We start from the raw sequence: 25541 nt of genomic DNA, 5'->3' as shown, positions 1-25541 counted from the left end.
GTTGCGGGATGGCCGAGACGGAAACACAAGACAAAGAAACTCAGATCCCGACCAACCTGCGCCTACTTCTCATCCTTGAAGAGGTGGCGCGGCGCGGGGTCGCCGTCAAACCATCGGACCTAATCGAGACATTGGGACTGGCGAAGCCCACAATCCACCGTCTGCTGCAAACCGCAGAGGCCGAGGGTTTTCTGCAACGAGATCTGGATGGCCGCTCGTTTGGTCCTGGGCGCCGGCTACGGTCGCTTTCGGTCAATACCATGTCTGCCGAACACTTGCGCACTGCGCGTTTGGCAATCTTGCGCAGCGTTGCCGAAAACGTGGGTGAGACCTGCAACTTAGCCATTCCAGACCGGGAAGGGATGATCTACCTCGACCGGGTTGAAACGAAATGGCCGCTGCGCATCCAATTGCCAATCGGTACTCAGGTGCCCTTCCACTGCACAGCTAGCGGCAAAATGTACCTGTCTACCCTTCGTCAGAAGACCTTGGATGGGTTTCTCTCCGCAGGAAATTTACAACCTCAGACCGAACAATCCCTGACGAACCCTAATGCACTACGCGAGGAAATCTGCAGAATCGCTGAAAACGGTTACGCGACAGATGATGAGGAATTCATGGCTGGAATGACGGCCATCGCTGTGCCTATTCGTGATGGTCAAGGTAGATTGGTAGGCACACTTTCGGTACATGCCCCAACCCAACGCCACGACGTCAACAGCCTGCTGTCCTTTCTGAACATCCTGCAAAAAGGAGCAGGCGAGCTTTCGGAAATGCTAGCTAACTGAATTCTGCTCGTGACCATGATCAGAGCTTTCGCCCAATCAGAAAAAAATGATCGTTTTGAGCTGGCTGAAATTGCGAGCGTGTTTGACGCTCTCCCAAGGGATCGTGCGATCTCGGCGAAGGGTTGGTTGAATCGGAAGCGAATGTCTGTGCATCGGGGAATGCTCGCTCGCGAATCAGATGGCAAGCCGTCATAGCCAGTGTCACGTTCCCATTTGCTTGGCACGGCTAGGACGAAGAGTTGGTCTCGAAATCCGAAAACGGTCGTTCAAGTACAAAGTGGGAAGGTCGGCAAAGTCCGTTTCTCTGACATTCAGGTACCATCTCGGGGAGTTTGCCTGCTAGTATTTTGCCTTGCATAGTCGCGCTACGCTGAGATTCCCGTCGTATTACGCGTTTCTGCGCATTGAAAACCCCGCTAGTATTGTTTGTAGCCTGCCGTCCGAGAAACCCTTCCATGATCGAAATCCGAGACCTCCAACTCCTCAGTGCCCTCGCGCGGCATCGGCATTTTGCCAAAGCGGCTGAGGAATGCGGGATTTCCCAGCCTGCCTTCTCGATGCGCATCCGCAATCTTGAAGACCGGCTGGGTGTCTCGATTGTCCGGCGTGCCAACCGGTTTCAGGGTCTGACCGAAGAGGGTGAGATGATCGTCCTGCGCGCGCGGCGCATTCTAGATGATGCCAAGGCGCTGGAGCAGCAGGTGCAGGCCGCAAAGGGTGAGATCACCGGAACGTTGATGCTGGGTGTGATCCCGACCGCCATCGCCTTTACCGGACGACTGACGAAACATTTGCGTAAAGCGCATCCGCGGATCGTAACCCGGATCGAGACCATGTCGGCCTCGGCCATTCAGCATCGGCTGGACGAAGGCAGCCTGGATGCGGGCGTGACCTACGGCGACAGTATCGGCACCGATTTGCGGCAGGTGCAGCCTCTTTACGAGGAAACCTATGTCCTACTGGCCCCTGCGCATATGGTCGAGGACACCGGCCCGATCCCTTGGGCCAAGGTCGCTGATTTCCCCCTCAGCCTGCTGGTTCCGCAGATGCAGAACCGGCGTATTCTGGATCGGATCTTTCTGGATCAGGGGCTGCACCCGGATGTGGTGGCCGAAACCAGCGGCTTTACCGCCTCGATGGTGATGGCACGTGAGGGGTTGGCGGCCACTGTGGTTCCGCGTGTTCTGCTGCGATCTCTGGGCGATCTGAAGGGGGCCAAAGTGCTGCCCTTGATTGACCCCGTGGTCAGCAAACCGATTTGCCTGGCGACCCTGATCCGAGATCCGGAATTGCCAACGGTCGAGGCCCTGAGGGCGGTTGTGACGTCTTTGCGGTGATAAGGTGTCGTTATCGTGCGATTGTGTAAGACGATTTGACGATATCCTCCTCTGATGAGACACGGAGCCTCAATCGGAGGGCATCATGGCACCATTAGATACCAAGCCATCAGGCGCACCCAAGGGCGTTTGGAAGTCAGGTAAAGGCAAAGGGCGGCACACGCCCAAAGGCCGTCAGTTTACAGATGAGGCACAGGCGGAGATTGCGCGCCTGTTGGGGGATCGCCCGCGCCGCCGCGATCTGCTGATCGAATTTCTGCATTTGATTCAGGATGCGCACGGCCATATCAGCGCCGACCACATCGCCGCCTTGGCGGTTGAAATGCGCATCGGTCAGGCAGAGATCTATGAAACTGCGACCTTCTATGCCCATTTCGATGTGGTGAAAGAAGGCGAGACGCCTCCTCCGGTGTTGACGATCCGTGTCTGCGATTCTCTGTCTTGTGAGATGGCCGGTGCGCAGCAATTGCAAAAAGCGCTAGAAGATGGGCTGGACCCCGCCGAGGTTCGTGTTGTCCGCGCCCCTTGCATGGGCCGCTGTGACACCGCTCCGGTGCTTGAGATTGGCCACAACCACATCGACCACGCGACCCCCGAAAAGGTGCAGGCCGCAATTGCAGCGGGTGACACCCATGCGCATCTGCCTGACTATGAAACCTTCGCTACCTATGAGGCCGAAGGTGGCTACGCCAAGCTGAAAGAGCTGCGCGACGGCGGCGATTGGGAGAAGGTGCAGGAAGACGTTCTGTCCTCGGGCCTGCGCGGTCTGGGCGGTGCTGGCTTCCCGTCGGGCAAGAAATGGGGCTTTGTTCGCATGAATGAAGGTCCGCGCTATCTGGCTGTCAACGGCGATGAGGGCGAGCCCGGCACATTCAAAGACCGCTACTATCTTGAGCGCACGCCGCATGTGTTCCTGGAAGGCATGCTCATCGCAGCATGGGCGGGTGAGGCCGAGACCTGCTTTATCTACATGCGCGACGAATACCCGGCCGTTCTTGAAATCCTGCGCCGTGAAATCGCCGCGCTGGAGCAGGCCGGAATTGTCGAAGAAGGTTACATCGACCTGCGCCGGGGAGCTGGTGCCTACATCTGCGGTGAAGAATCCGCGATGATCGAGTCAATCGAAGGCAAGAAGGGCCTGCCACGCCACCGCCCTCCGTTCGTGGCGCAGGTTGGGGTCTTCAATCGTCCAACTTTGGTGCACAATGTCGAGACGCTGTATTGGGTCTCGAAAATCTGCCGCGAAGGGCCGCAAATCCTGAGTTCGGTCGAAAAGAATGGCCGCAAGGGCCTGCGCAGCTACTCGATCTCGGGTCGCGTTGCGAAGCCGGGTGTTTACCTGCTGCCCGCTGGCTCGACCATTTTGGACGTGATTCAGGCTGCCGGTGGCATGGCCGAAGGTCAGACCTTTAAGGCGTATCAGCCGGGTGGTCCGTCCTCGGGCCTGCTGCCTGCGTCGATGGATGATATCCCGCTGGATTTCGACACGCTGCAACCGCATGGCACCTTTATCGGCTCGGCCGCCGTGGTGGTTCTTTCCGATCAGGACACCGCTCGCGACGCGGCGCTGAACATGCTGCGGTTCTTCGAAGACGAGAGCTGCGGTCAATGTACGCCCTGTCGTGCCGGCTGCGAAAAGGCGGTCAAGCTGATGCAAGCCGACAAGTGGGACACCGATCTGCTGGAAGATCTGTGTCAGGTCATGGGTGATGCTTCGATCTGCGGTCTGGGGCAGGCGGCCCCGAACCCGATCCGCCTTGTCATGAAACATTTCGCTGACGAAATCTGAAGGGAGACAGAGCCATGCTAGACGCAAGCCCAACCAAGACCGTCACCTTCAACCTGAACGGCGAAGATGTCACAGTGCCCGAAGGCTGGACCATCTGGGAAGCCGCCAAGGGCCAGGGGTTCACCATCCCGCATCTGTGCCACAAACCGCAGCCGGGTTATCGCCCGGACGGCAACTGCCGCGCCTGTATGGTCGAGGTGGAAGGCGAGCGCACGCTGGTCGCCTCGTGTATTCGCCCCGCCGCAGACGGTATGGTGGTGAAGACCGACAGCGACCGGGCTGAGAAATCGCGTGCCATGGTTATGGAACTGCTGGTCGCCGATCAGCCGGAAGAGGCGCACGACACCTCCAGCCATTTCTGGGACATGGCCAAGCTGAACGATGTCAGCGACAGCCGTTTCCCGGCGAAAGAGGCCGAGAAGATCCCTTTGCTGGATGACAGCCACGTCGCGATGCGCGTCAATCTGGACGCCTGCATCAACTGTAACCTCTGCGTCCGCGCCTGCCGCGAAGTGCAGGTGAATGACGTGATCGGCATGGCCGGTCGTGGTCATACAGCGCAGGTGGTGTTCGACCAGAACGACCCGATGGGCGATTCAACCTGTGTGGCCTGTGGTGAGTGCGTTCAGGCTTGCCCCACCGGCGCGCTGATGCCCGCCACCGTGCTGGACGACCAGCAGAAGGGCGACAGCAAGGACTACGACTCTGAGACCGAAAGCGTCTGCCCGTTCTGCGGTGTGGGCTGCAAAGTCTCGCTAAAGGTCAAGGACGGCAGGGTCAAATATGTCGAGGGCATCAACGGTCCCGCCAACGAAGGCCGTTTGTGTGTCAAAGGCCGTTTTGGTTTCGACTATATCCACCACCCGCACCGCCTGACCACGCCGTTGATCCGTCGTGAGGACGCGCCCGAAAAGGGTCTGAACGTCGATCCGGGCAACCTGTCGACCCATTTCCGCGAAGCGACCTGGGAAGAGGCGATGGATCTGGCCGCCACCAAGCTGATGGCACTGCGCGAAGAAGACCCGCGCAGCGTTGCAGGCTTTGGCTCGGCCAAATGCACCAACGAAGAAGCCTACCTGTTCCAGAAGTTCATCCGTCAGGGCTTCCGCCACAATAACGTCGATCACTGCACCCGTCTGTGCCACGCCTCGTCGGTTGCGGCCCTGATCGAAAACGTGGGCTCGGGCGCGGTGACCGCGACCTTCAACGAGATCGAAAACGCGGATGTGGCGATCATCATCGGCTCGAACCCGATCGAGAACCACCCCGTTGCGGCGACTTATTTCAAGCAGTTCGCCAAACGCGGCGGCAAGCTGATCGTGATGGACCCGCGCGGCGTCGGCATGCGCAAGTTCGCCGACGAAATGCTGCAGTTCCGTCCAGGCGCCGATGTCTCGATGCTCAACGCGATCATGAACGTGATCGTCGAGGAAGAGCTCTATGACAGCCAGTATATCCACCGCTGGACCGAGAACTGGGAAGCTGAGAAAGAGCATCTGCGCCAGTTCACGCCCGAAGCAATGTCGCCCATATGTGGTATCGAGCCTGAGCAGCTGCGCCGCGTCGCGCGCACCTTTGCGCAGGCCAAGGCGGGTTTGATCTTCTGGGGTATGGGCGTTAGCCAGCACATCCACGGCACTGACAACTCTCGTTGCCTGATCAGTCTTGCGCTGATGACCGGCAATGTGGGTAAACCCGGTGCTGGTCTGCACCCGCTGCGGGGTCAGAATAACGTGCAGGGGGCCTCAGACGCGGGTCTGATCCCGATGTTCCTGCCGGACTACCAGTCGGTCATGGACGATGACATCCGCGCCAAGTTCAACAATGTGTGGAATGACGACCGTGACTTCTCGAACGAGAAGGGCCTGACCGTCACCGAGATCATTGACCAAGCCTATGCGGGCAACATCAAGGGGATGTATATCCAGGGCGAAAACCCGGCCATGTCCGACCCCGATGTTGGCCACGCCCGCGACGCTCTGGCCAAGTTGGAGCTGATGATTGTGCAGGATATCTTCCTCACGGAAACGGCGAACTATGCCGATATCATCCTGCCTGCCTCGGCGCTCTATGAGAAGAACGGCACCGTGTCGAACACCAACCGTCAGGTCCAGCGTGTGCGTCCGGCCGTGACCCCTCCGGGTGAGGCGCGGGAGGATTGGAAGATCACCGTTGAGCTTGGGCAGCGCATTGGGCTGAACTGGGACTACACCGACGTGTCGCAGGTGTTCAACGAGATGAAGTTGACGATGAACTCGCTCAACAACATCACGTGGGAGCGTCTGGAAACCGAGACCATCACCTATCCGTCCCTGTCCGAGACAGACCCGGGTCAGGCGATCGTTTTCGGCGATGGCTTCCCACGTGCGGACGGCAAGGCCCGTTTCACTCCGGCCAGCGTCATACCGCCGGATGAGGCCCCGGATGACGAGTATCCGATGATCGCCACCACCGGCCGTCAGCTGGAGCATTGGCACACTGGGTCGATGACACGTCGCGCCAAGGTATTGGACGCGGTTGAGCCTGAGGCGAACTGCTCGATGAATCCGCGGACGCTGAAACTGATGGGGATTGAACCGGGCGAGATGATCCGCTTGACCACGCGTCGTGGCTCCATCGAGATCATGGTGCGCGCCGACCGTGCGATTGCCGAAGATATGGTGTTCATCCCGTTTGCCTATGTCGAGGCTGCGGCGAATATCCTGACCAACTCGGCCATCGACCCCTATGGCAAAATCCCCGAGTTCAAGTTCTCGGCAATCCGGGTCGAAAAGATCGAAGACGCCATCGCGGCAGAGTAAACTCCGTTCCAGACGCTCGGAAAAGGCGGCCCATTGGGTCGCCTTTTTCGCGTCTTGACAGCGGCTTACACGCGGCCAACCCTGTCACCGTCATTCATGATGGAGTTGCCGATGCCCCGCCGTTTCGTCGATTTGTCCGTTCCGCTGGAAACCGGGATCGTGTCGGACCCGCCGATCATGCTGCCTGAGATCGAGTACATGACCCATGACCAGACTGCAGAGCAGGTCATGTCGTTCTTTCCCGGCCTGCAAAAGGATGACCTACCTGGCGGAGAGGGTTGGGCTATCGAGCGATTGCAAATCGCGACCCATAACGGGACCCATCTAGACGCGCCCTATCATCATCATTCCACAATGGACAAAGGTGAGCGGGCGATCACCATCGATGAGGTGCCGCTGGAGTGGTGCATGAATCCCGGCGTTAAACTAGATTTTCGCGATTTCGAGGATGGTTACGTGGTCACAGCAGCGGATGTCGAAGCCGAGCTGAAACGGATCGGCCATACGCTGAAACCGTTGGATATCGTGGTCGTCAACACCTCTGCCGGGACGCAATATGGCCAGCCCGACTATCTGATGAAGGGCTGCGGTATGGGGCGCGAAGCAACCCTTTATCTGACCGAACGCGGCGTACGCGTCACAGGCACGGATGCCTGGAGTTGGGACGCGCCCTTCCCGTTGACCGCACAGGAATATGCTGAAACCAAAGATGCCTCGATCATCTGGGAGGGGCACCGCGCCTCGATGGAGATCGGCTATTGCCACATGGAGAAGCTAGCCAATCTCGAAACTTTGCCCGCGACGGGGTTTGAGATTTCTTGTTTTCCCTTCAAGATCAAAGGCGCGTCGGCCGGGTTCATCCGCGCCGTCGCGATCTTTGAGGACCCCGAGGAGTGAAAATCACAAAGATGTCGCAAGATACACAACCCCTTGGCGGCCATGATGGTCCGTATGATGCACCGATCGAAATCCACGGCTTTGCCTTGCAGCCGGACTGGATCGACTACAACGGGCATATGAACGTCGGCTATTATGGCGTGGCGTTCGACATGGCCTTTGAACGTTTGCTGGTCGATCATCTGGGTCTGGGTGAGCCACAGGTCGCCGCGATGGGGCAGGGGCCTTATGTGCTGCAGTCGCATATGCAGTTCCTGCGTGAGGTCACTCCGGACATGACGATCCACTTTCGGTTTCGGCTGTTGGATGCAGATCAGAAACGAGGGCACTATTTCGGGCAGATGGTCTCAATGCCGGATGAAAAGGTGTGTGCCACGCAAGAGGTGCTGTTCATGAATGTCAGCCACGAGACGGGGCGGTCTGCGCCTTATCCGGATTGGGCGGTCAGGCGGCTGGCGCGGATGGTCTCCGATCACAAGGCGCTTCCTCTGGCACCGGAAATCGGCCAACCGATTGGTATTCGCCGAAAGTAGCCTTTTAGTAGTCGCGCTCGAAAAACAGCCCGATCCCGGTTTCTCCGCGCCCATCAACAGTGCCCCGGACAGTGAAGCTGTCCGTGACGTCCAGGTTCAGGTTCACCTCGGTATCGCCGTCTGTGTTGACGGTGAAGTCCGTGTAAAGATTGTCCCCAAGATATGCTCCTGCTCCAAAGCGACCCGCGCCGCCTTCGGTCGCACCGATATCCACCGTGTCAACACCGGTCGAGTCCCGCAGGCCCTTGGTCGCATCGCCGCCGGCCCCGCTAAGTTGTGCCAGAGAGGCCGCCATCTGTGCGATGACAAAAGGTGAGAGTTCCGAGAACCTGTTGCCAAACAACAGCATGGCCAGCGCCTCTTCGGTCGGGCGTTCGGGATCTGAGAAAACATTGACTTCGGGCGAATCCAGAGGCCCGGCGATCTCGATCGTGGCGGTTCCGTCAGAAGTGCTGCTCGAAGATTCGAACTCGATATAGGGCGTCAGGTCCCCTTGCAGCGTGACGATCCCTTTGGTCAGGGTTAGCCTGCGCCCCAGAATGTCCAGATTACCGCGCAGCAGTTCGATCTGGCCCGAAGGGACAACCGATGTTGTGGTGCCACCGATTGAGATGTTCCCACCCAGTTCCGCGTTCACGCCGCGCCCTCTTACAAAGACGGCTTTTGGGGCCAGCAGACTGATATCCAGCGCAATGCGCGAGTTGCTTTTGCTTTGCTCTTCCTTGGGGATCAGTTGCGCCCGTTCGCGGGTGACATAGCCCAGGCGGCTTTCGTTGATATGCTGTATTTCGGGGATCGGAGCTGCGCCGACGGCGCCCGATGCGGCGGCGAGGTTGATGTTAGTTTCACCAAATGTGATCTGCCCCGCCAGGTTGCTATTGCCTGTCAGAGCGCCCGCCAGCACGATCTGACCGTTCAGCGTGGTCTCGTAGAGCAGCTGGTCGGTCAGCACGAGGTTGTTCAACGTCGTTGTGATCTGCGCGTTAAACGGCGGGGTCAGGTCGACGGGTCCGCTGACGGTGAACCCCCCACCCGCGCGCATAGCCCCGTTCATCGATATCGTGGCGCGGCCTTGGGCCAGATCGACCGACCCGCCAATCCCAGTGATCGTTTGCCCTGCAGTCGGTATCGCAAAGGACGTGCCCGAGGTTGTGATCGTCCCCGACAGAGCCTCCAGCCCGGGTTGACCCTTGAGCGCCAGGTTGTATCGGGCTGAGCCTTCAATCTTGTTAGGCGTGATGAATGCATTGGCGATACCCAGATTGATCCCACCTTGGGCAGTTACATCTGCCAGACCCGTACCCTCATCGAACGTTCCGGACAGCTCGGTGCTGAGATCCGCGGGGCCTGTCGCGTTTGAGGAGATCGTCCAGACTCCATTGTCGCGTTTCGCAGTGCCTTCGGCCGTCACTGTGCCGGGGAAGTCCGGTACAAAGCGTTCGATCCGGTTGAACTTGGCGTCGTAGTCCAGATCTGCCGAGCCATCCGTCTCAACCGTTCCGGCAACGTTCAGATATGAGCTGTCAGGTCCTTGCAAACGTGTAGTGCCTTCGAGCCCCGACTGAGTAGGCGCGACGTTGCCATCCAATTTCAAAGGACCAGACAACGTAGTGGATAGGCGGCTGAGGTCATCCAACATCGCCGAAAAGTTCAGCCCGCCTGATTCACGATCAAGCTGGCCCGAGGCATTGGCTGTGAGTGCGGTCCCGTTCAGCCGGAACGTGCGGATGTTCATGCCTGCGTCGGTGTTTGCAGCATCCACATTCAGAGTCGTGCGACCCGAGATCAGTGCATCCAATTGGTCGATCCCAGTGCGGATGTCATTGGCCTCGGCCGTGCCCTGCACATCGAACAGCTTGCTGCCCATCGCGCCTTTGCCTTGCAGATCCGCCATCACAGACCCCGCCAGGTCGCGCCCGGCAAGGCCAGAGAACAGCGATAGGTCCGGCACGCTCGCCTTGGCTTGTCCGTCGACGGCCAAATCGCCGGTGGGATCTGTGATCGTCGCAGCGGCTTCGGCCGTCAGAGCGCGCCCGTTGATCGTGGCCTGACGAATCTCGATCTGCTCTTGCGACAGTGCACCATCGAACTCGATTGAGGTCTGACCAGCCAGAAGCGGATCCAAATCATCCATCCCTGTCTTGATATCCCGCGCCGTCACGCTGGCCGTGCCGTCAAACTCCAGCGTCTGGACTGTGCCTTTGCCGTTCAGACTGGCCTGTACCGACCCACCCAGATCTCGCTTGGCGAGACCCGAGAAAACGGACAAATCGCGCGCGCTGACCGTTGCTTGCCCGTCAATGGACAGGTTCCCATCGGGTGTCGTCACGGTGCCTGCCGCCTGTGCCCGGGCGGCATCTGCGATCAATGTGAAGTCCCGGATTGTCACGCCGTCCGAGCCGCGTTTTGCGTCCAGTGTGATCGTGGTCTCGCCCGCAATCACCGGATCGATGTCGTCTCGACCCGTGGACAGATCGCTGCCTTTGACGGTGACTTTCCCGTCAAAACTGCGCTCCAGCGGAGAGCCGCTGCCTGCCACGGTGGCCGAGACCTCTCCGCCGAGGTCAAGCTTGGCCAGATCCGAGAACCGCGAAAGGTCGGAGGCGTCAAGCTTCGCCGAACCGTCGATGTTCAGGCCGCTGGTCAGCCCGCTGATCAGCGCGTCGAGATCAAGTGTGTAGTCCGCCCCGATCAACTCAAACCCGGATAGGTTCAGCGTCTCGTCGCTGCCATATTCAAACACGCCGTCCAGCGTGATCCGGTCGCCAATCGCGGTGTTCAGGGCGGGGTCGGACAGATCCAGACCGTCAAGCGCGGCTTGCAGATCACCATCCACGCTTAGGGCATCCCCCTGTTCCAAACTCCCTTGAGCCGCAATTTGTGCGCGCCGCAGGCTGATCTGGTCTGTGGTCAGCCCATTGGCTGTCAGGCTCAGGTCCCACAGATTGCCGTTCTGCTGGTCGAACAGGGCCGAGATTTGCGCGGCCTCAATCGACGTCCCGCCGCCCGAGACGGGCAGGACCACCTTGTCGCCCTCAGGTGGGGTAATGCGACCCTGCAGAGCGGCCAGTTGCAAGGTGCCGCCCGAGGCTAGCTCTAACTGACCTTCCAGTTTCAGCGCCTGAGACGTGAATTCCAGATCACTGATGTTCAGCGCGCCTTCCGGCTGGGTCTGGCCATCGACAAAAAGTCGCGTTTCGGTGCCAAAGAATACATCCATATCGCTGGCGACAAAGGGCGTCAGGTCACCGCCCAGATCGGCGGTGAACGCGATCCCATCCGCTGCACCGCTTTCGGCGGCACGCAGACGCACCTGACCCGACACACGCGGCTGGTTGCCACTGCTCAGGCTGATATCTGCGGTGAAGTCCGTCACCGGGCCAGAGCCTTTGGCCGTCAAACCAATAGGTGGGCTGTCGGGGATTTTCAACGCGGTTGAGATGAGGCCGCCCGAGGCCTCGACAACGCTCAAATCCAGGTCAATTTGGCTACTGGAATTCTGGAAACTGGCTTTGAGGGTGATTTCGTCTCCGGCACGGTCCAGGCGGGTGATATCAAGGCTGGTATCCAATGTTCCATCAGCCAGCGACAGGTTGCCGGTGACGTTCAGGTCAGCGGCGACGCCGATCAAGGGCTCGCCCAAGGCCAGCTCATCAATCCGAAGCTCTCCGATTTCGATGGCAACGGGCAGTTCGGGCAGCTGGAACGGTGTGGTCTCGGCCGAAGGGGGCGGGGCCTCCTTGGTCGTGGTGCCAGGGGCACGGGCGATGTCGATTTCCTGTGCGGTCAACGCGTTGACCGAGAACCGCCCCCGGATCAGCGCCAGACGATTCCAGTCTAGTTCCGCATCCCTGATGGTCAGCCAGACGCCTTCATCATCGGCCACCGTGATCTCGGCAATGGTGGCGCGGGAGCTCAGCGCGCCTTGCAGACCTTTGACGGTGACGTTCTGGTCATCCCCCGACAGCGTATCCTGCAGGAACCGCTCGATCATGCTGCCGCCTTCGTCCTCTTGGGCGTGCAGGGCTGGGGGCACACAGATCAGCGTGCCGATCAGCAGCGGATATGCGAGGTAGCGTTTCAAAATGCCTGTCCAATCCCGATATAGAATTGCAGCCCGTTGCCGGTATCGCCCTGAACCGGGTAGGCCAGATCGAAGCGTAGTGGTCCGAATCCCCCCAGATCATAACGCACACCCAGACCGGCACCGGCGTGATTCTCTGCATCGCTGCCAATGAACGAAGATGTATCCACGGTACCGTAGTCGTAGAACCCGACCAGCGACAGGCTTTCGGTGATTTTGCCGCGTACCTCGCCGGAAAAGCCCAGAAACGATTTGCCGCCTGCGATGCCGGTTCCCACCGGAATACCGAGGCTTTCAAACGGCTGCCCGCGTACGGTTCCCGCGCCGCCCGAGAAGAACAGGAAGTCCGGCGTTACCCCATCCGCTGATGGGCCAATGACAGACCCGATTTGAACGCGCCCGGCCAAGACCAGTTTTCCGCCAGTACCCAGACTGGTGTAGGCCCGTCCGTCTCCGAAGAGGCGAATGCCACTTTCGGTTCCGGAGAGCCCGGCGAAGGGGGTGGCCTGCGCGTCCAGATAAAACCCGCGTGTCGCACTGATCTTGCTATCGCGCTCGTCCCATTCTGACCGAAAGGGGATTATGAAGTATCGGAATTTTCGCCCATCTCCGTAGGCGTCATCGGCATCGGACCACTGAAAACCGACAGACGCTTCGGCATAGAGCCTGTCTGAAAACGTGCGCCGCGCACCATAGGCCAGTGAGGCGACGGTGACGTTGTAGTTTTCCGTGTTGCGTCGCTCTAGCAGAGCGTTCCAGAACGTATTGTCGTCGGGTCCTAGTCGGTCGGGTTGGTCCAGTCTTAAACCGATCCGCCCGTCCAAATCCTCGGCCCCGCCAATGTTGCGCAGGGCGGCTTCAAATCGTAGCCGCTCGGCCCGGCGAAAAACGTTACGGTGAGTCCATGTGGCCGTCACATCCAACCCATCGCGAGAGGCCAGTTCGACCCCGAAGGTCAGGCGGCGTTTGGGCAGGTCTTCGAAGGTGGCATCGAAATCCAGTGTGCCGTCGGGGTTGGGGGTTTCGCGCTCTGTAATCGAGACAACGCTGAAGGTACCGGTCCGGCGCAGGCGCGTCCCGACTTTCTGGATTTTGGCGGGAGAGTAGACCTCACCGCTTGGGAAGCCTGCGATATCTTCGATGGAACGGTGTTTGACGTCAGTGTTGCCCTTGATGAACATTCTGCCGAAAGTCAGGCGACGCCCCGGGTCCAGATCAATCTGTGCGTCCAGTTGGGCCTGCGCATGGCGGGCGATGATGGTTTGGTTCGCAAGTTCTGCCTTTGCGTGACCAGCGTCTCTCCACCCCTGCACCCCGGCCGAGGTTGCCTGTTGGATTGCCCCTGTAGTGGCCAGTTTGCCCGGCGCGAACTCTTCCGGCAGGACGGTGTCCGGGGCGACGGGCTGTACGATTGCCTTTCCGAACCGAAAGCTTGGGCCAGTTTCGACGGTGATCACGGCGCGGTTAATTTGTGCGGGAACGCTCAGGGTACTGAGGTCTGCCGCTTCTTTGCCGTCCAGTTTGATACTGACCACGGGGCTGAAATAGCCCTCGTCGTACAGAATCTGAACAATGGTGCGGTAGTCGGACAGGGCAGCTGAGAGGATTTCCAGAGGTGTGTCCAGACCACGGGAGTCGGCGGTCGTGACGGACGAAGTCTCCTCAATGCGTTCTCTTAACTCTTTTGAGGCCCCTGGTGCGACAAGACTGGTTTCAAGGGCCATAAGGCCGGTTGGGGCCAAAGCTGTCATAGCGGCCAAAAGCCAACCCGTCAGACGGCGTTGCGGTCTGCTGCCCTGCATCAAATGGCTCCAACTGCCTCAACTCGAATACTATTCGACCGCGCTGTCGGATCGCGGTCGATTAAATTCATGTTAGAGCATTTGAGGCCGTTCAGGAAAAGGCTTTTGATGTGTGGCTAGTGAATAAGGTCCGCAGTTGTGTTGCGTCAGGGTCGACGGCTTGGGGCGGTTCCCGCCCGGTTTGGTCGCATCATAGATGCACCCAACCCGGTTGGGCCAGGCAGCGCGCGGGGCGCGCTGCGGTTGCGACGGGTCAGGCGGCGGTCATCAAACGGGCGACGTCCAGCATACGCGCGGAGAAGCCCCATTCATTGTCGTACCAGCCAAAGACGCGGACCTGGTTCGCGCCGACCATGCGGGTCTCTGGCCCGGCGATGACCAGCGACTCGGGGCGGGCGCGCAGATCGGAGGAGACCAGCGGCATATCGGTCCACCCCAGAACCGGCGACGCGTTGATGCGATCGCGCAGGGCCTTGTCGAAGGTCTCTGCGTCAAAGCTGTGGTCCAGTGTGACGATTAGATCGATGGCCGAAACACTGGCCGTTGGCACCCGTACCGCCGCGCCTGAGATGCGCCCGGCCAAATGCGGTAGTACGACATCGATCAAGTGAATCGCGCTTGACGTGGTTGGGACCATCGACAGCGCACCTGCGCGCGAGCGGGCAAGGTCACCGCGCGGGGCATCCACCATCGGTTGGCCGTTAGTATAGCAGTGGATCGTCGTCATGTGGCCCGTGGTGATCCCGCCGATGTCATCCAGAACCCGGACCAGAGGCGCCAGCCCGTTGGTGGTGCAGGACGCGTTCGAGACGACATGAGCGCCGCCCAATTGATCCTCATTGGCGCCAAGGACCACGGTCACCTCGGCGGCGGGAGAGGGGCCGGAGATCAGCACTTTGCCCGCCCCGGCGGCCAATCCGCGTCGTGCCACGTCGGATGTCCGCGCGATGCCGGTGCAGTCCAGCAGGACATCCACGCCAGACAGGTCGATATTTGCAAGATCCGAGCTGTGGGTCATGGGGATGGCCTGCCCATCCACGACCAGTGCGCTGTTTCCCTCAGAGACCTCTCCGACATAGGGGCCGAAGGTGCTGTCGTATTTGAACAGGTAAGCACAGGTTGCCAGCGGTGCGATGTCGTTGATCAGCACCAACTCAATATCCGATCCTTGCGGCAAGGCCAGAACCTGCCGCAGGATCGTGCGGCCAATACGGCCGAATCCATTGATCGCGAGTTTCATGCGCAAGCTATGGCAGGCGTCTTAGGCGACCTCAATGAAAGTATTGTACCAATTTCAGTTGCAGCTAACCTGCGAGAAAAACTGGCCCGAGATGTTCTGATACATGCTGGCCACGATGGGCCTGCAGCCGGTGGCCTGCTGAATTGCAGCAATGGCCTGCAGGGTCCGCAGGCGCGGTGGTGGGCCAAACGGGTTGAGGTTGTTGTTGTCCCGCGTGGCGCGGTAGATCACCGGCTCTTCGGCGACTTGGGTCACCGCCCATGTGCGGCTGAGAACCACGACGGACTTGGTCTCTTCCTTGGCGATGGCAGGGGCGCTTGGCGCGACGGTCAAAGTGGCAACCGCGGCCAGGGCCAAAAGGGGCAGGCGCAGGGTCATAATGCAAACTCCTACATTCAAATGAGAATTTCCCTGATTTCACCAGATTTAGTCGCTGCTGTGAACCCTTTCGGGTCAAATTCGCAGAACCTTTGCGCGTTTCAGGCGCTCAATTTTGATTTTCTGAAGGTGCAACCGCTCGGGGCTTGGCCCGGCCCGCGCTGGGGTATATCCTTGAGGACAAATTGATTTCAGTCATGTGAGGCACAGATGAAAGCCCGGATTTCTTTGGTTTTGGCAGCTGTAATTCTGACGGTTGGGGCGGTTCAGGCCAAGCCTTTGTCACGGATTATTGCGGAAATGGGCCTCAGCCCGCAGGATTTCGAAGTGCTCAGCGCGGCCTCGACCGCGTTGTTGACCAGCGGCGCTCCGGCCGTTGGGCAAGAGCGAGCATGGACCAATGACGCGACCGGTTCGAAAGGCACCGTGCGTATCGCTGCGGTACAGGGGAATTGTGTTTCGTTACAGCATTCCGTTGAACCGGGCGGAGATGAGCAGAACCGGCAGATTCGAACGCGCAGGTGCAAGGACGCCAGTGGGAACTGGTTGCTGACGCCCTGATTCGCTTCAATAGCCCCTGCCTCGGTCGATCTCATGCAGCAGCGGCTGGCCCGAGGATAGCCGTTCGAAATTCCTGGCCACATCTGCAAGCGCATCCCCCAGATGCCAGCCCGAGACATGGGGCGTGATCGTCACGCAAGGATGCTGCCAAAGAGGACTGTCCTGCGGTAAAGGCTCCTGAGAAGTGACATCCAGAACGGCATGGCCGGGTGTGCCTGCGTCCAATGCAACGATCAATGCGGTCTCGTCAATCAGATCGCCGCGCCCTGCGTTCAGCAGATAGCTGCCGGGCTTCATCGCCGCTAATATGTCGGCACCAAACAGTCCAACGGTTTGCGGGGTCGAGGGTAGAATGGCGCAGACGTAGTCACACTGACCAAGCAGTTCGGGCAGGGCATCTTGACCGTGTAGGCAGGTCACGCCGTCAATTTGCTTGGGTGACCGGCTCCATCCCATGACCTGAAAGCCAAGGCCGTTCAGCATGAGGGCCGTGCGCGTACCGATAGTGCCAAGACCCAGTACACCGACCTTTGTGTCTGACGTGATGCGCGGCGCTTTTGGCGACCATTCAGACTGGCGCTGGGCGGCTTCGTAGTCTCCCAAATGGCGCTGGGCGCGGAGGATATGGGCCAGAAACCACTCGGCGATTTCTTGTGCCGGGGCGTCCGGCCTCAGGCGTGCGACGCGGATATGATCGGACAATTTTGGGTTGCCTACGATGGTTTCCACGCCAGCGCCCAGTTTCTGCACCAGTTTGAGGTTGGGCAGGCGCTCAAGATGCGCATCCTGTAGCGTGCTGACCGCCACCATGGTGATTTCGGTCGGATCTCCGATCGTGTCCGGGGTGCGGACATCAGCGTCGGGCGACTGGTGCAGGACCTCTTTGGCCAAATCCGCATCGCTGATCCAGTTGGACAGGCCGGTTTCGATCAAAAGTGCCATGGGTGCCTCATGTATTGGAAATAGATGGAGGTGACGTTCCGTCACGGAACTGGACAGGGTCCGGGCAGCTAAGCCATTCTTCAGGCGAAGGTAAAGCCCGAACCGATGGGCAACGGAGGAGCGTTCATGAACATGTCATTCGGCTTGCGCGAGGAAAACCGCGCCCTTTTGCAGCGCGTCGCAGATATGATTCGCGATGAGATCATGCCGCTGGAAGAGGAATATCAGGTCGAAATCGGCAAGGGAGACCGTTGGCAGTACACCGACCGTCAGGCGGAAATTCTTGAGGGGTTGAAAGCCAAGGCCAAAGCGGACGGGCTGTGGAACTTTTGGCTGACCGACAGCGAAAAAGGTTTTGGTCTCACAACGGTCGAATACGCTTATTTTGCCGAAGAGATGGGCAAGACGCCCCTTGGGGCCGAGGTATTCAACTGCTCGGCCCCCGACACCGGAAACATGGAGGTGTTCGAGCGTTACGGCACCGAGAAGATGAAAGAGCAGTGGCTGAAGCCTCTGCTCGAAGGCCAGATTCGCTCGGCCTATTTGATGACCGAGCCGGACGTGGCCTCTTCTGACGCGACAAATGTGTCAATGTCCTGTGTGCGAGACGGGGATGACTATGTTCTCAATGGTGAGAAATGGTGGTCCTCGGGTGCGGGCGATCCACGCTGTAAGGTTTACATCGTGATGGTCAAAACAGGGGGCGCGGATCAGGCGAAGCATCAGCGCCAGTCCATGGTTGTGGTGCCAGCTGATGCACCAGGGATCGAGGTCCTGCGGCCGATGGAAGTCTATGGCCACGACGATGCACCCCATGGGCATATGCACATCCGGTTCACCAACGTCCGCATCCCCGCCGAAAACATCCTGCTTGGTGAAGGGCGCGGGTTCGAAATCGCGCAAGGTCGGTTGGGACCGGGTCGCATTCACCACTGCATGCGCGCGATCGGGCAGGCCGAAAGCGCGCTTGAGCAGATGTGCAAACGGTCGCTGCAGCGTGAGGCGTTCGGCAAGAAGCTGGCGCAGCTTGGGGCCAATTACGACATCATCGCCGAATGCCGGATGGAGATTGAAATGGCCCGCCTGCTGTGCCTGAAAGCAGCGTGGTACATGGATCAGGGTGACGCGCGGGCGGCGGCGCCATGGATCAGCCAGATCAAGGTGATCGCGCCTCAAGTCGCGCTGAAAGTGATTGACGAAGCGGTGCAGATGTTCGGGGCGCAGGGGATCAGTCAGGATACCCCGCTGGCCAATGCCTGGACCCATGTCCGCACATTGCGCCTCGCCGATGGGCCGGACGCGGTTCATCGCCGTCAGGTCGCGCGTGCGGAGCTTAGGAAATACACTCAGGAGAAGGTCTGACGCCCAGGATGGCTACCTATGATTTCGAAGATCTCTCCTATTTTCATCAGCGAGAGGACGGGGCTTTTGTCGGCAATGATCCGGCGCGCGGTCCCTGGTCGGCGGAGCATTGTCACGCAGGGCCGGTGAGCGGCCTGATCGTACGCGCGGCTGAAACCGAGATCGGGCCCGAGAAGATGCTGACTCGCTTGACCGTTGATCTGCTGCGCCCTTTGCCCCTTGCCGGGCTGCGCGTGGCGGCTGAGACCACGCGCCATACCAGAACGCTCGGGACCACACGAGTGACGGTGCATGATCTGGACGACACCCTGTGCGCAACCGCAACCACGATGCATGTGGTGCGCCGGGACTTGGGCGATGTGCCCAATGTCGAAACGCGGCCATTGCGGTTCGAAGATGCGGTCGAAGGCCCTTTCCCGATCGGAGAGGTGCGCCATGACCTGCCCGGTTTCGCACATTTTAGCGATATCAGATACGGGGCGGGGGACAGGCACGGAGTAGGGCCGAAAACCGTGTGGATGCGGACCCCGAACCTGTTGGAGGGCGAGGTGCAATCCCCCATCCAATCGCTCTGTGCCTTGGGGGATTGCGGCAATGGAATCTCATGGAATGCCCCAACGGCTGAGATGGGGTTCATGAACACCGATCTGACCATCAACATCCACCGGGAGCCCACCTCGGACTGGTTGGCCTCTCAATCCATTTCGCATTGGCAGCCCTCGGGGATCGGGATGTCTCAGTCGGTGCTGCATGATAGGCAGGGACCCGTTGGGACAGCCCTGCAAACGATCGTTCTTTTCCCGCCCAAGTGATCGGTCGGCCAGTTTCTGCATCGAGACCGTAAATCGCATTGCCGATGCGTACTTCGACGCCTATCTTGCCCTTATGCGATGGTTGTTCCCATTCTTGACCTGCTGCCTACCGATCCCGGCCTTGGCCCACCCACATGTCTTTATTGACACGGGGTTGGAGTTCATCGTGGACGAAGCCGGACAACTAACCCATGTCCGCGTGACCTGGGCCTATGATGAGCTGTTCTCCCTGCTACAGTTGGAGGACATGAGGTTGGATCAGGATGGCGACGGCGCGCTGACCGAAAGTGAGCAGCAGTTCCTGACCGGTTTTGATGCGCAATGGATGGAAGGCTACAACGGCGATCTGGTTGTGACCGCTGCCGGTGCCCCGGTTGCCTTGTCCGGCCCCTTGGAGCCGCATGCCACGACCGAGGATGGTCGCATCGTCACCACTCATCTGCGCGCCGTCGAGGGCGGTTCTGTCCCGGCCGAAGCGATTTCGGCAAAGGCCTTCGATGAAACCTATTACACCGCCTACGACGTCACCCGCCCTGTCATCGTGTCCGGCCCGGCAACTTGTCTGCTCGAACGGATTGATCCGGATATCGACGGCCAATTGGCGCAGATGCAGGCCTTTCTGCTGACCCTCGATGCAGAATACGATCTTGAGGAAAACGATATCCCGCTTGTCGGCGAAAGCTTTGCGACCGAGATTTTGATTTCATGTCCAAATACCTGATTGTTCCCGTTGCCATCGCCTGTGGCCTGCTTTTGTGGTTCTGGGGCAGCGGCGGGTTTGACAGCCTTGCTGCCTGGGCGGCTGGCGAACAGCGAGAATTTCAGAATCAGATCGCGCGTGCCCTTCGGGCGGCCCGAGCCGAACAACCTCAGGCCGTGGCAACTCTGCTGACAGTTTGTTTCGCCTACGGGTTCTTTCATGCCATTGGTCCGGGGCACGGCAAGGTCCTGATCGGAGGCTACGGTCTGGGCCGTCAGGTCGCCTTCTGGCGCTTGTCGGCGATCAGCGTGCTGTCGAGCCTCGGGCAGGCCGTAACAGCAGTTGTTCTGGTCTATGCTGGGGTGCTGATTTTCCAGTTGTCACGTGAGACGCTTGTGGGCACGACCGAGCAGGTTATGGCGCCGATTAGTTATGCTGCCATCGCGGCCATTGGTTTGTGGCTGGTTTTTCGCGGGATGCGCAGCTTCGCGCGACGGTCCCGCAGCGATGCCGCGCAGGGGAATTCTCACGAGCATGGGCATCACCACAACCACCACCATGAGGAACACGAGCACCACCATCATCACCATGATGACGTTTGCTCGGATTGCGGCCATCGCCATGGCCCTAGCGCGGAAGAGGTCGCCAATGTCGGGTCACTGCGTGAGGCGCTCGTGCTGATCGCGGGCATCGCTGCGCGCCCCTGTACTGGGGCATTGTTCGTGCTGATCCTGACCTGGCAGATGGGAATCGCCATGGTCGGAATTGCCGGAGCTTTCGCGATGGCGCTGGGCACCGCGACTGTCACAACGCTGGTCGGCTGGACGTCCTTTGGCCTGCGGGGTGGGTTGCTTGCCTCGGCCTCGGCCACCCGATTTGCGTCGATACTGGCCCCGACCATCGAACTGGTGGCAGGGCTTGTGATTGTCGTGATTGCAAGCGGTCTGTTGTTGCGCGCGATTTAAAGCGATCTAGAAAACCGGATCAGGATAGCCAACCCGCGCCAGATACAGCCCTTGCGGCGGGCAAACCGGCCCGCAGGCGGCGCGATCTTCGGCCTCTAGCGCGTCGCGCACATCCTCGGGCGACCACGTCCCCGCGCCAACACGTTCAAGCGTTCCCACAAAGCTGCGCACCTGATTGTGCAGGAATGACCGAGCGCGCACGTGAAAATGCACCTCGGGGCCAGAGAAGCCCTGCACCTGCTCCACCCGCAACTCATCCAGAGTTTTCACCGGACTAGCCGCCTGACAGATTGAGGATCGGAAAGTGGTGAAATCATGCCGCCCGATCAACATATTCGCGCCCGCCTGCATAGCCTCGACATCCAACTGATGGTTGATCTGCCAAACCTGCCCTTTGTCATGGGTCGCAGGCGCGCGGCGTATTAGAATGCGGAACAGGTATTGACGTTCAGCCGCCGTAAAACGCGCGTGCCAGTCATCATCGACCCGAGCAGCCTGTACAATCGCCACCGGCTGCGGCTTGAGGTGATAGTTCAACGCCTCGGACAGGCGGAACGGATCCCACTCCTTGACCAGATCGCAATGCGCCACTTGCCCCAGCGCATGCACACCCGCATCGGTGCGCCCTGCGGCAGCAATGGTGTGATCGCCCGGCTGGATGCGGGATAGGGCGTGCTCAATGGCCCCTTGCACCGAGGGCAGCTCTTTCTGGCGTTGCCATCCGGCAAACGGCTCCCCTTGGTATTCGACTTTCAAAGCATATCTGGGCATGGGCCGCTGGTAGCGCGCGACGCGCAAACGGGCAAGGGGGCGAAAGCGCTGGCATGTCCGGCAGCGGCTACCTATCTTGGGCGAAACGATTATTGCGGGGCGACAATTTGGTCATCTCATCCCTGGCAGACAGTCTTGTGCGCGGCGTCGAATCCATCGGCGACAGCGTGTCCGAGACGTTTTTCGAGCCTGTCATCCGTCTGGGCGTCACCGGTCTGGCGCGCTCAGGCAAGACGGTTTTCATCACGTCGCTGGTGGCAAACCTGCTGGACCGGGGCCGCATGAGCGGCCTGGTTGCGCAGCAAGAGGGGCGCATCAACGCGGCCTACTTGCAACCGCAGCCAGACGACACGGTCCCGCGGTTCGACTACGAATCTCACCTCTCCGACCTCACAGGCCCACAACCGCACTGGCCCGAAAGCACACGCGCCGTGTCCGAGCTGCGCCTGTCGTTCAAGGCGCGACCGGCCGGATTGCTGGCAGGGCTTCAGGGACCGCGCACCGTTCATCTGGACATCGTGGACTATCCCGGCGAGTGGCTTCTGGACCTCGCGCTGCTGGACAAATCCTACGCGGACTGGTCGCAGGAGACGCTGTCGCGCATCGTAAACCGTCCCGAGGCGGCCGAGTTTCTGGCGCAGGCTCGTGGCACCGATCTGACGGCAACGCATGACGAGCCGACCGCGCAGGCTCTGGCCGCTGCGTTCACGACCTATCTGAACACCGCGCGGGACGCTGGTTTCTACGACTGCACGCCGGGTCGTTTTTTGTTGCCGGGCGATCTGGCAGGCTCTCCGGTTCTGACTTTTGCGCCTTTGCCTGTGTCCGAACCCTCGCGCCGTCGCACCCTGCAGCGCGAGATGGAGCGGCGCTATGAGGCTTATAAATCTCAAGTGGTGAAGCCCTTCTTCCGCGATCATTTCTCACGCATCGACCGTCAGGTTGTGCTGGTCGATGCGTTGGGCGCAATCCACAAAGGCCCGCAAGCGGTCGAGGATATGCGCCGCGCCATGGGCGATATCCTCTCGGCCTTCCGTCCGGGGCGCAACGCGTGGCTCAGCCAGTTGTTGCTGGGCAAACGGGTTGAACGCATTCTGTTTGCAGCCACCAAAGCCGACCATCTGCACCACACGCAACACCCGCGCCTGACCGCGATCATGGAGGCCCTGACCCGTGAAGCACGGGATCGGGCGAGCTTCGCTGGTGCTGAAACGGCAGCCCTGTCGCTGGCCTCGCTGCGCGCCACGACCGAAGAAATGCGCAACCACAACGGAACGGAATTGCCCTGCGTTCGGGGAACACTATTGAACAGTGGCAAACAAGCTGCCTTCTACCCCGGAGAGCTGCCGAATGATCCATCCCATCTGCTCGGCCCGGCCCGGAACGGGGCCGAGGCGTGGCTTGGCGATGATTATGGTTTCATGGCTTTCGCCCCGGCCCAGTTGACGCTACGCCCGGGCGACGGCCCGCCGCATATCCGGTTGGACCGCGCCGCGCAGTTCCTGATCGGAGACCGGCTGTGACGGTTACCCTCCGCCCCGCCCGCAGCACCGATGCCGGTGCAACCGGGGAAATCTTGCACGGGTTTTCGCGTGAGAATGACTGGATTCCCGACCTCCACAGTTGCGCTGAGACCATCGCATTTTGCGGCCGTATGATTGATCAAAGCTGGGTTACAGTCGCTGAGGTCTCGGACACAGTGGTTGGATTTTTGGCCCTGAACGGAACGGATGTGCATTCCCTGTACTTGACGCCTGCTGCGCGCGGGCAGGGGATCGGCAAGCGGTTGCTCGATCATGCGAAGGCGCAGCACTCGCGGCTGACGCTGTTTGCATTTCAGGCCAACACCGGCGCTTGCAGGTTCTATGAACGCAACGGCTTTGCCGAGGTCGCCCGAAGCGACGGGGCGGACAACGATGAAAACCTGCCTGACATCAAATATGTCTGGCGTAGTGAAGGGGCAGAGAATGGCTAAAGGCCCGGTCCTGATCGACCTCGAAACAGATGAGCCCGCCGCCGACGTGGCCAAGGCCCCTCCGGTGCCCGATCTGGCGGTACCTCAAGGGCAGGCTATGCAAAGCGCGGCGCGATTTGCCGCCCGCAAACCCTCAGCCTTGGCGCGTTGGTTCTGGGGGTTGGCGCTGGCGGTAGTCGGGGCTGCGATTTCGGTCGCCGCATGGGATTTCGCGACCTCGCTGATCGCACGCGCGCCCATTCTGGGCTGGGTTGTCACCGGTTTGATCGCAGCTTTGGTCCTTGTTGCGCTGATCATCGCCGTCCGGGAACTGGCTGCAATTGGCCGCCTGTCCCGCGTTGACGGATTGCGCCGCGCAGCGGATGAGGCCTTGGCGGATGCTGATCTGACCAAGGCGCGGGCGGTCACAACCCACTTGATTGCATTCTACAAGGGCCGGGATGAGACCAAATGGGGCCGTGATCGGCTGTCCGAGCGAATGTCAGAACAATTCGACGCCGCTGGTCTTTTGGCTTTGGCCGAGGATGAGCTGCTGGCCCCCTTGGACGCCGCCGCCAGTCGCGAAGTTGAGGCAGCTGCCCGCCAGGTCGCCACGGTCACGGCCTTGGTACCTTTGGCCTTGGCGGATGTGGTCACGGCCCTTGCGGCGTCACTGCGAATGATCCGACGGGTGGCCGAGATCTATGGCGGGCGGGCCGGGTTTCTGGGCAGCTGGCGCCTGACGCGCGCCGTTTTCGTGCATCTGGTGGCGACCGGTGCGGTGGCCGTCGGTGACGATCTGCTGGAGCCTGTTCTGGGTGGATCGGTCCTCAGCAAATTGTCGCGCCGCTTTGGTGAAGGTTTGGTGAACGGTGCCCTCAGCGCCCGCGTCGGAGTGGCCGCGATGGAAGTGTGTCGACCCTTGCCTTTCTCAGATCGTCACAAGCCGTCGGTCCGCACAATGATCAAAAGGGCGTTGCAGGGGCTGTTCAGTAAGACTTGATCTGACGCAAAGCGGTATGGCACGCCATTCGTCACAGTGAATGTGACAGAAAGCGAGCCATGACAGATCACGGTCACAGCCAGCAGGAAATCGAACAGAGAATTAGCGACCCGCCCGGGCGGGGCGTTTTGCGTGACATCGTGTATGGGGGCATAGACGGGTCGGTCACCACATTTGCGATCGTTGCTGGTGTTGCCGGTGCCGGGTTGTCGTCATTCGTAATTGTCGCTCTGGGCTTGGCAAATGTACTGGCTGACGGGTTTTCGATGGCCGTTGGCAACTATTCAGGCACCAAGGCCGAACTGGACAATATCAAGCGCATTCGAGCAATCGAACAGCGTCACATCGCGCTCTACCCAGATGGCGAACGCGATGAGGTGCGCGAGATCCTTGCGCAGAAAGGTTTGTCTGGGCAGGTGTTGGAAGATGCGACAGAGGCTATCACCGCGGACCGCGAAAACTGGATCAACCTGATGATCGAGGGCGAATACGGGCTTGGCAGCGTCGATCCGCATCCGGTGAAGGCAGCGATGGCCACGTTTCTAGCCTTTCTGGTAGCCGGGATGGTTCCTCTGCTGCCGTTTCTGCTGGCTCTGGACAACGCTTTCACTCTCTCTGTCTGTATGACGATGGGGGTGTTTTTTGCCATCGGAGCGCTGAAAAGCCGGTGGTCGCTGACTCCGTGGTGGCGCTCGGGTCTGGAGACGTTTGCCATCGGCGGTGCGGCGGCCATGATTGCCTATTTCGTGGGGTCGTTGTTTCACCCTTAGCCCAATGATGTAGCGCTATTCGTCGCATGGGGCGGAGCCTCTGGACCATCGG

The 25541-nt window shown here is 60.0% G+C and carries 21 protein-coding genes; 15 read left to right on the top strand and 6 right to left on the bottom strand.

The window, feature by feature from the left end:
• Positions 1-8 precede the first annotated feature (8 nt).
• The 6 genes from ACR0KL_RS07940 to ACR0KL_RS07915 all read left to right on the top strand — a co-directional run bounded on the left by ACR0KL_RS07940 (position 9) and on the right by ACR0KL_RS07915 (position 8145).
• Positions 9-788, top strand: coding sequence for an IclR family transcriptional regulator (locus tag ACR0KL_RS07940; protein ID WP_170676972.1), 780 nt, complete (start codon positions 9-11; stop codon positions 786-788).
• 455 nt (positions 789-1243) lie between these two features.
• Positions 1244-2125: a LysR family transcriptional regulator gene (locus ACR0KL_RS07935; RefSeq protein ID WP_170676975.1), complete on the top strand. Its 882-nt coding sequence runs from the start codon at positions 1244-1246 to the stop codon at positions 2123-2125.
• Positions 2126-2210: 85 nt separating this feature from the next.
• Positions 2211-3914 carry an NAD(P)H-dependent oxidoreductase subunit E gene (locus tag ACR0KL_RS07930; RefSeq protein WP_170676977.1) on the top strand — a complete coding sequence of 568 codons (1704 nt, stop codon included), beginning with the start codon at positions 2211-2213 and terminating at the stop codon, positions 3912-3914.
• Positions 3915-3928: 14 nt separating this feature from the next.
• Positions 3929-6715 (top strand): formate dehydrogenase subunit alpha, encoded by a 2787-nt coding sequence (gene fdhF, locus ACR0KL_RS07925; RefSeq protein ID WP_170676979.1) that lies wholly within the window; start codon positions 3929-3931, stop codon positions 6713-6715.
• Positions 6716-6826: 111 nt separating this feature from the next.
• Positions 6827-7612, top strand: coding sequence for a cyclase family protein (locus tag ACR0KL_RS07920; RefSeq protein WP_170676981.1), 786 nt, complete (start codon positions 6827-6829; stop codon positions 7610-7612).
• An 11-nt stretch (positions 7613-7623) separates the two neighbouring features.
• Complete coding sequence (locus ACR0KL_RS07915; protein ID WP_480776848.1) at positions 7624-8145, top strand: thioesterase family protein; 522 nt, start codon at positions 7624-7626, stop codon at positions 8143-8145.
• A 4-nt stretch (positions 8146-8149) separates the two neighbouring features.
• Here ACR0KL_RS07915 and ACR0KL_RS07910 read toward each other — a convergent pair whose 3' ends face one another.
• From ACR0KL_RS07910 to ACR0KL_RS07895, 4 genes are all read right to left on the bottom strand, one after another.
• Positions 8150-12229 (bottom strand): translocation/assembly module TamB domain-containing protein, encoded by a 4080-nt coding sequence (locus tag ACR0KL_RS07910; protein WP_480776847.1) that lies wholly within the window; start codon positions 12227-12229, stop codon positions 8150-8152.
• On the bottom strand, positions 12226-14031 hold the full coding sequence (locus ACR0KL_RS07905) for a BamA/TamA family outer membrane protein (protein WP_170676983.1): 1806 nt from the start codon (positions 14029-14031) through the stop codon (positions 12226-12228). The genes ACR0KL_RS07910 and ACR0KL_RS07905 overlap by 4 nt, the downstream gene beginning before the upstream one ends.
• A 253-nt stretch (positions 14032-14284) precedes the next feature.
• Positions 14285-15271, bottom strand: coding sequence for a type I glyceraldehyde-3-phosphate dehydrogenase (locus ACR0KL_RS07900; RefSeq protein WP_480776846.1), 987 nt, complete (start codon positions 15269-15271; stop codon positions 14285-14287).
• Between the two features lie 54 nt (positions 15272-15325).
• On the bottom strand, positions 15326-15649 hold the full coding sequence (locus ACR0KL_RS07895) for a hypothetical protein (RefSeq protein WP_170472050.1): 324 nt from the start codon (positions 15647-15649) through the stop codon (positions 15326-15328).
• Positions 15650-15859: 210 nt separating this feature from the next.
• Between ACR0KL_RS07895 and ACR0KL_RS07890 the strand changes: the two genes are divergently transcribed.
• Positions 15860-16210 carry a hypothetical protein gene (locus ACR0KL_RS07890; protein WP_170676988.1) on the top strand — a complete coding sequence of 117 codons (351 nt, stop codon included), beginning with the start codon at positions 15860-15862 and terminating at the stop codon, positions 16208-16210.
• Positions 16211-16216: 6 nt separating this feature from the next.
• Here ACR0KL_RS07890 and ACR0KL_RS07885 read toward each other — a convergent pair whose 3' ends face one another.
• Positions 16217-17152 carry a 2-hydroxyacid dehydrogenase gene (locus ACR0KL_RS07885; RefSeq protein WP_170676990.1) on the bottom strand — a complete coding sequence of 312 codons (936 nt, stop codon included), beginning with the start codon at positions 17150-17152 and terminating at the stop codon, positions 16217-16219.
• Between the two features lie 126 nt (positions 17153-17278).
• Between ACR0KL_RS07885 and ACR0KL_RS07880 the strand changes: the two genes are divergently transcribed.
• The 4 genes from ACR0KL_RS07880 (at position 17279) to ACR0KL_RS07865 (ending at position 20991) form a co-directional block, all read left to right on the top strand.
• The gene (locus ACR0KL_RS07880) at positions 17279-18514 is read left to right on the top strand and encodes an acyl-CoA dehydrogenase family protein (RefSeq protein ID WP_170676992.1); all 1236 of its coding nucleotides are present in this window, start codon (positions 17279-17281) and stop codon (positions 18512-18514) included.
• An 8-nt stretch (positions 18515-18522) separates the two neighbouring features.
• Positions 18523-19326, top strand: a complete 804-nt coding sequence (locus tag ACR0KL_RS07875; RefSeq protein WP_170676994.1) for a thioesterase family protein — start codon at positions 18523-18525, stop codon at positions 19324-19326.
• 73 nt (positions 19327-19399) lie between these two features.
• Positions 19400-20047: a DUF1007 family protein gene (locus ACR0KL_RS07870; RefSeq protein ID WP_170677298.1), complete on the top strand. Its 648-nt coding sequence runs from the start codon at positions 19400-19402 to the stop codon at positions 20045-20047.
• A complete protein-coding gene (locus ACR0KL_RS07865) occupies positions 20032-20991 on the top strand; it encodes a HoxN/HupN/NixA family nickel/cobalt transporter (protein WP_170676996.1) in 960 nt (319 codons plus the stop codon). Before ACR0KL_RS07870 ends, ACR0KL_RS07865 begins: the two co-directional genes overlap by 16 nt.
• Positions 20992-20997: 6 nt before the next feature.
• Here the strand turns inward: ACR0KL_RS07865 and truA are convergent, their stop codons facing one another.
• Positions 20998-21762: a tRNA pseudouridine(38-40) synthase TruA gene (truA, locus tag ACR0KL_RS07860; RefSeq protein WP_170676998.1), complete on the bottom strand. Its 765-nt coding sequence runs from the start codon at positions 21760-21762 to the stop codon at positions 20998-21000.
• Positions 21763-21869: 107 nt separating this feature from the next.
• Between truA and ACR0KL_RS07855 the strand changes: the two genes are divergently transcribed.
• From ACR0KL_RS07855 to ACR0KL_RS07840, 4 genes are read left to right on the top strand one after another with little or no spacing between them, the layout of a single operon-like run.
• A complete protein-coding gene (locus tag ACR0KL_RS07855) occupies positions 21870-23285 on the top strand; it encodes a YcjX family GTP-binding protein (RefSeq protein WP_170677000.1) in 1416 nt (471 codons plus the stop codon).
• A complete protein-coding gene (locus ACR0KL_RS07850; protein WP_170677002.1) occupies positions 23282-23737 on the top strand; it encodes a GNAT family N-acetyltransferase in 456 nt (151 codons plus the stop codon). Before ACR0KL_RS07855 ends, ACR0KL_RS07850 begins: the two co-directional genes overlap by 4 nt.
• Positions 23730-24719 carry a YcjF family protein gene (locus tag ACR0KL_RS07845; RefSeq protein WP_170677004.1) on the top strand — a complete coding sequence of 330 codons (990 nt, stop codon included), beginning with the start codon at positions 23730-23732 and terminating at the stop codon, positions 24717-24719. The genes ACR0KL_RS07850 and ACR0KL_RS07845 overlap by 8 nt, the downstream gene beginning before the upstream one ends.
• 59 nt (positions 24720-24778) lie before the next feature.
• The gene (locus ACR0KL_RS07840; RefSeq protein ID WP_170677006.1) at positions 24779-25489 is read left to right on the top strand and encodes a VIT1/CCC1 transporter family protein; all 711 of its coding nucleotides are present in this window, start codon (positions 24779-24781) and stop codon (positions 25487-25489) included.
• Positions 25490-25541: the final 52 nt, after the last annotated feature.

The sequence above is a fragment of the Ruegeria sp. C8 genome (assembly GCF_056537565.1).
This window is presented reverse-complemented; position numbering and strand designations above follow the sequence as displayed.

Excerpts from the sequence above, each read along its gene's own strand:
- ACR0KL_RS07940 (WP_170676972.1), top strand. The coding sequence starts at position 9 with ATGGCCGAGACGGAAACACAAGACAAAGAAACTCAGATCCCGACCAAC.
- ACR0KL_RS07935 (WP_170676975.1), top strand. The coding sequence starts at position 1,244 with ATGATCGAAATCCGAGACCTCCAACTCCTCAGTGCCCTCGCGCGGCAT.
- ACR0KL_RS07930 (WP_170676977.1), top strand. The coding sequence starts at position 2,211 with ATGGCACCATTAGATACCAAGCCATCAGGCGCACCCAAGGGCGTTTGG.
- fdhF (WP_170676979.1), top strand. The coding sequence starts at position 3,929 with ATGCTAGACGCAAGCCCAACCAAGACCGTCACCTTCAACCTGAACGGC.
- ACR0KL_RS07920 (WP_170676981.1), top strand. The coding sequence starts at position 6,827 with ATGCCCCGCCGTTTCGTCGATTTGTCCGTTCCGCTGGAAACCGGGATC.
- ACR0KL_RS07915 (WP_480776848.1), top strand. The coding sequence starts at position 7,624 with ATGTCGCAAGATACACAACCCCTTGGCGGCCATGATGGTCCGTATGAT.
- ACR0KL_RS07905 (WP_170676983.1), bottom strand. The coding sequence starts at position 14,031 with ATGCAGGGCAGCAGACCGCAACGCCGTCTGACGGGTTGGCTTTTGGCC.
- ACR0KL_RS07900 (WP_480776846.1), bottom strand. The coding sequence starts at position 15,271 with ATGAAACTCGCGATCAATGGATTCGGCCGTATTGGCCGCACGATCCTG.
- ACR0KL_RS07895 (WP_170472050.1), bottom strand. The coding sequence starts at position 15,649 with ATGACCCTGCGCCTGCCCCTTTTGGCCCTGGCCGCGGTTGCCACTTTG.
- ACR0KL_RS07890 (WP_170676988.1), top strand. The coding sequence starts at position 15,860 with ATGAAAGCCCGGATTTCTTTGGTTTTGGCAGCTGTAATTCTGACGGTT.
- ACR0KL_RS07885 (WP_170676990.1), bottom strand. The coding sequence starts at position 17,152 with ATGGCACTTTTGATCGAAACCGGCCTGTCCAACTGGATCAGCGATGCG.
- ACR0KL_RS07880 (WP_170676992.1), top strand. The coding sequence starts at position 17,279 with ATGAACATGTCATTCGGCTTGCGCGAGGAAAACCGCGCCCTTTTGCAG.
- ACR0KL_RS07875 (WP_170676994.1), top strand. The coding sequence starts at position 18,523 with ATGGCTACCTATGATTTCGAAGATCTCTCCTATTTTCATCAGCGAGAG.
- ACR0KL_RS07870 (WP_170677298.1), top strand. The coding sequence starts at position 19,400 with ATGCGATGGTTGTTCCCATTCTTGACCTGCTGCCTACCGATCCCGGCC.
- ACR0KL_RS07865 (WP_170676996.1), top strand. The coding sequence starts at position 20,032 with ATGTCCAAATACCTGATTGTTCCCGTTGCCATCGCCTGTGGCCTGCTT.
- truA (WP_170676998.1), bottom strand. The coding sequence starts at position 21,762 with ATGCCCAGATATGCTTTGAAAGTCGAATACCAAGGGGAGCCGTTTGCC.
- ACR0KL_RS07845 (WP_170677004.1), top strand. The coding sequence starts at position 23,730 with ATGGCTAAAGGCCCGGTCCTGATCGACCTCGAAACAGATGAGCCCGCC.
- ACR0KL_RS07840 (WP_170677006.1), top strand. The coding sequence starts at position 24,779 with ATGACAGATCACGGTCACAGCCAGCAGGAAATCGAACAGAGAATTAGC.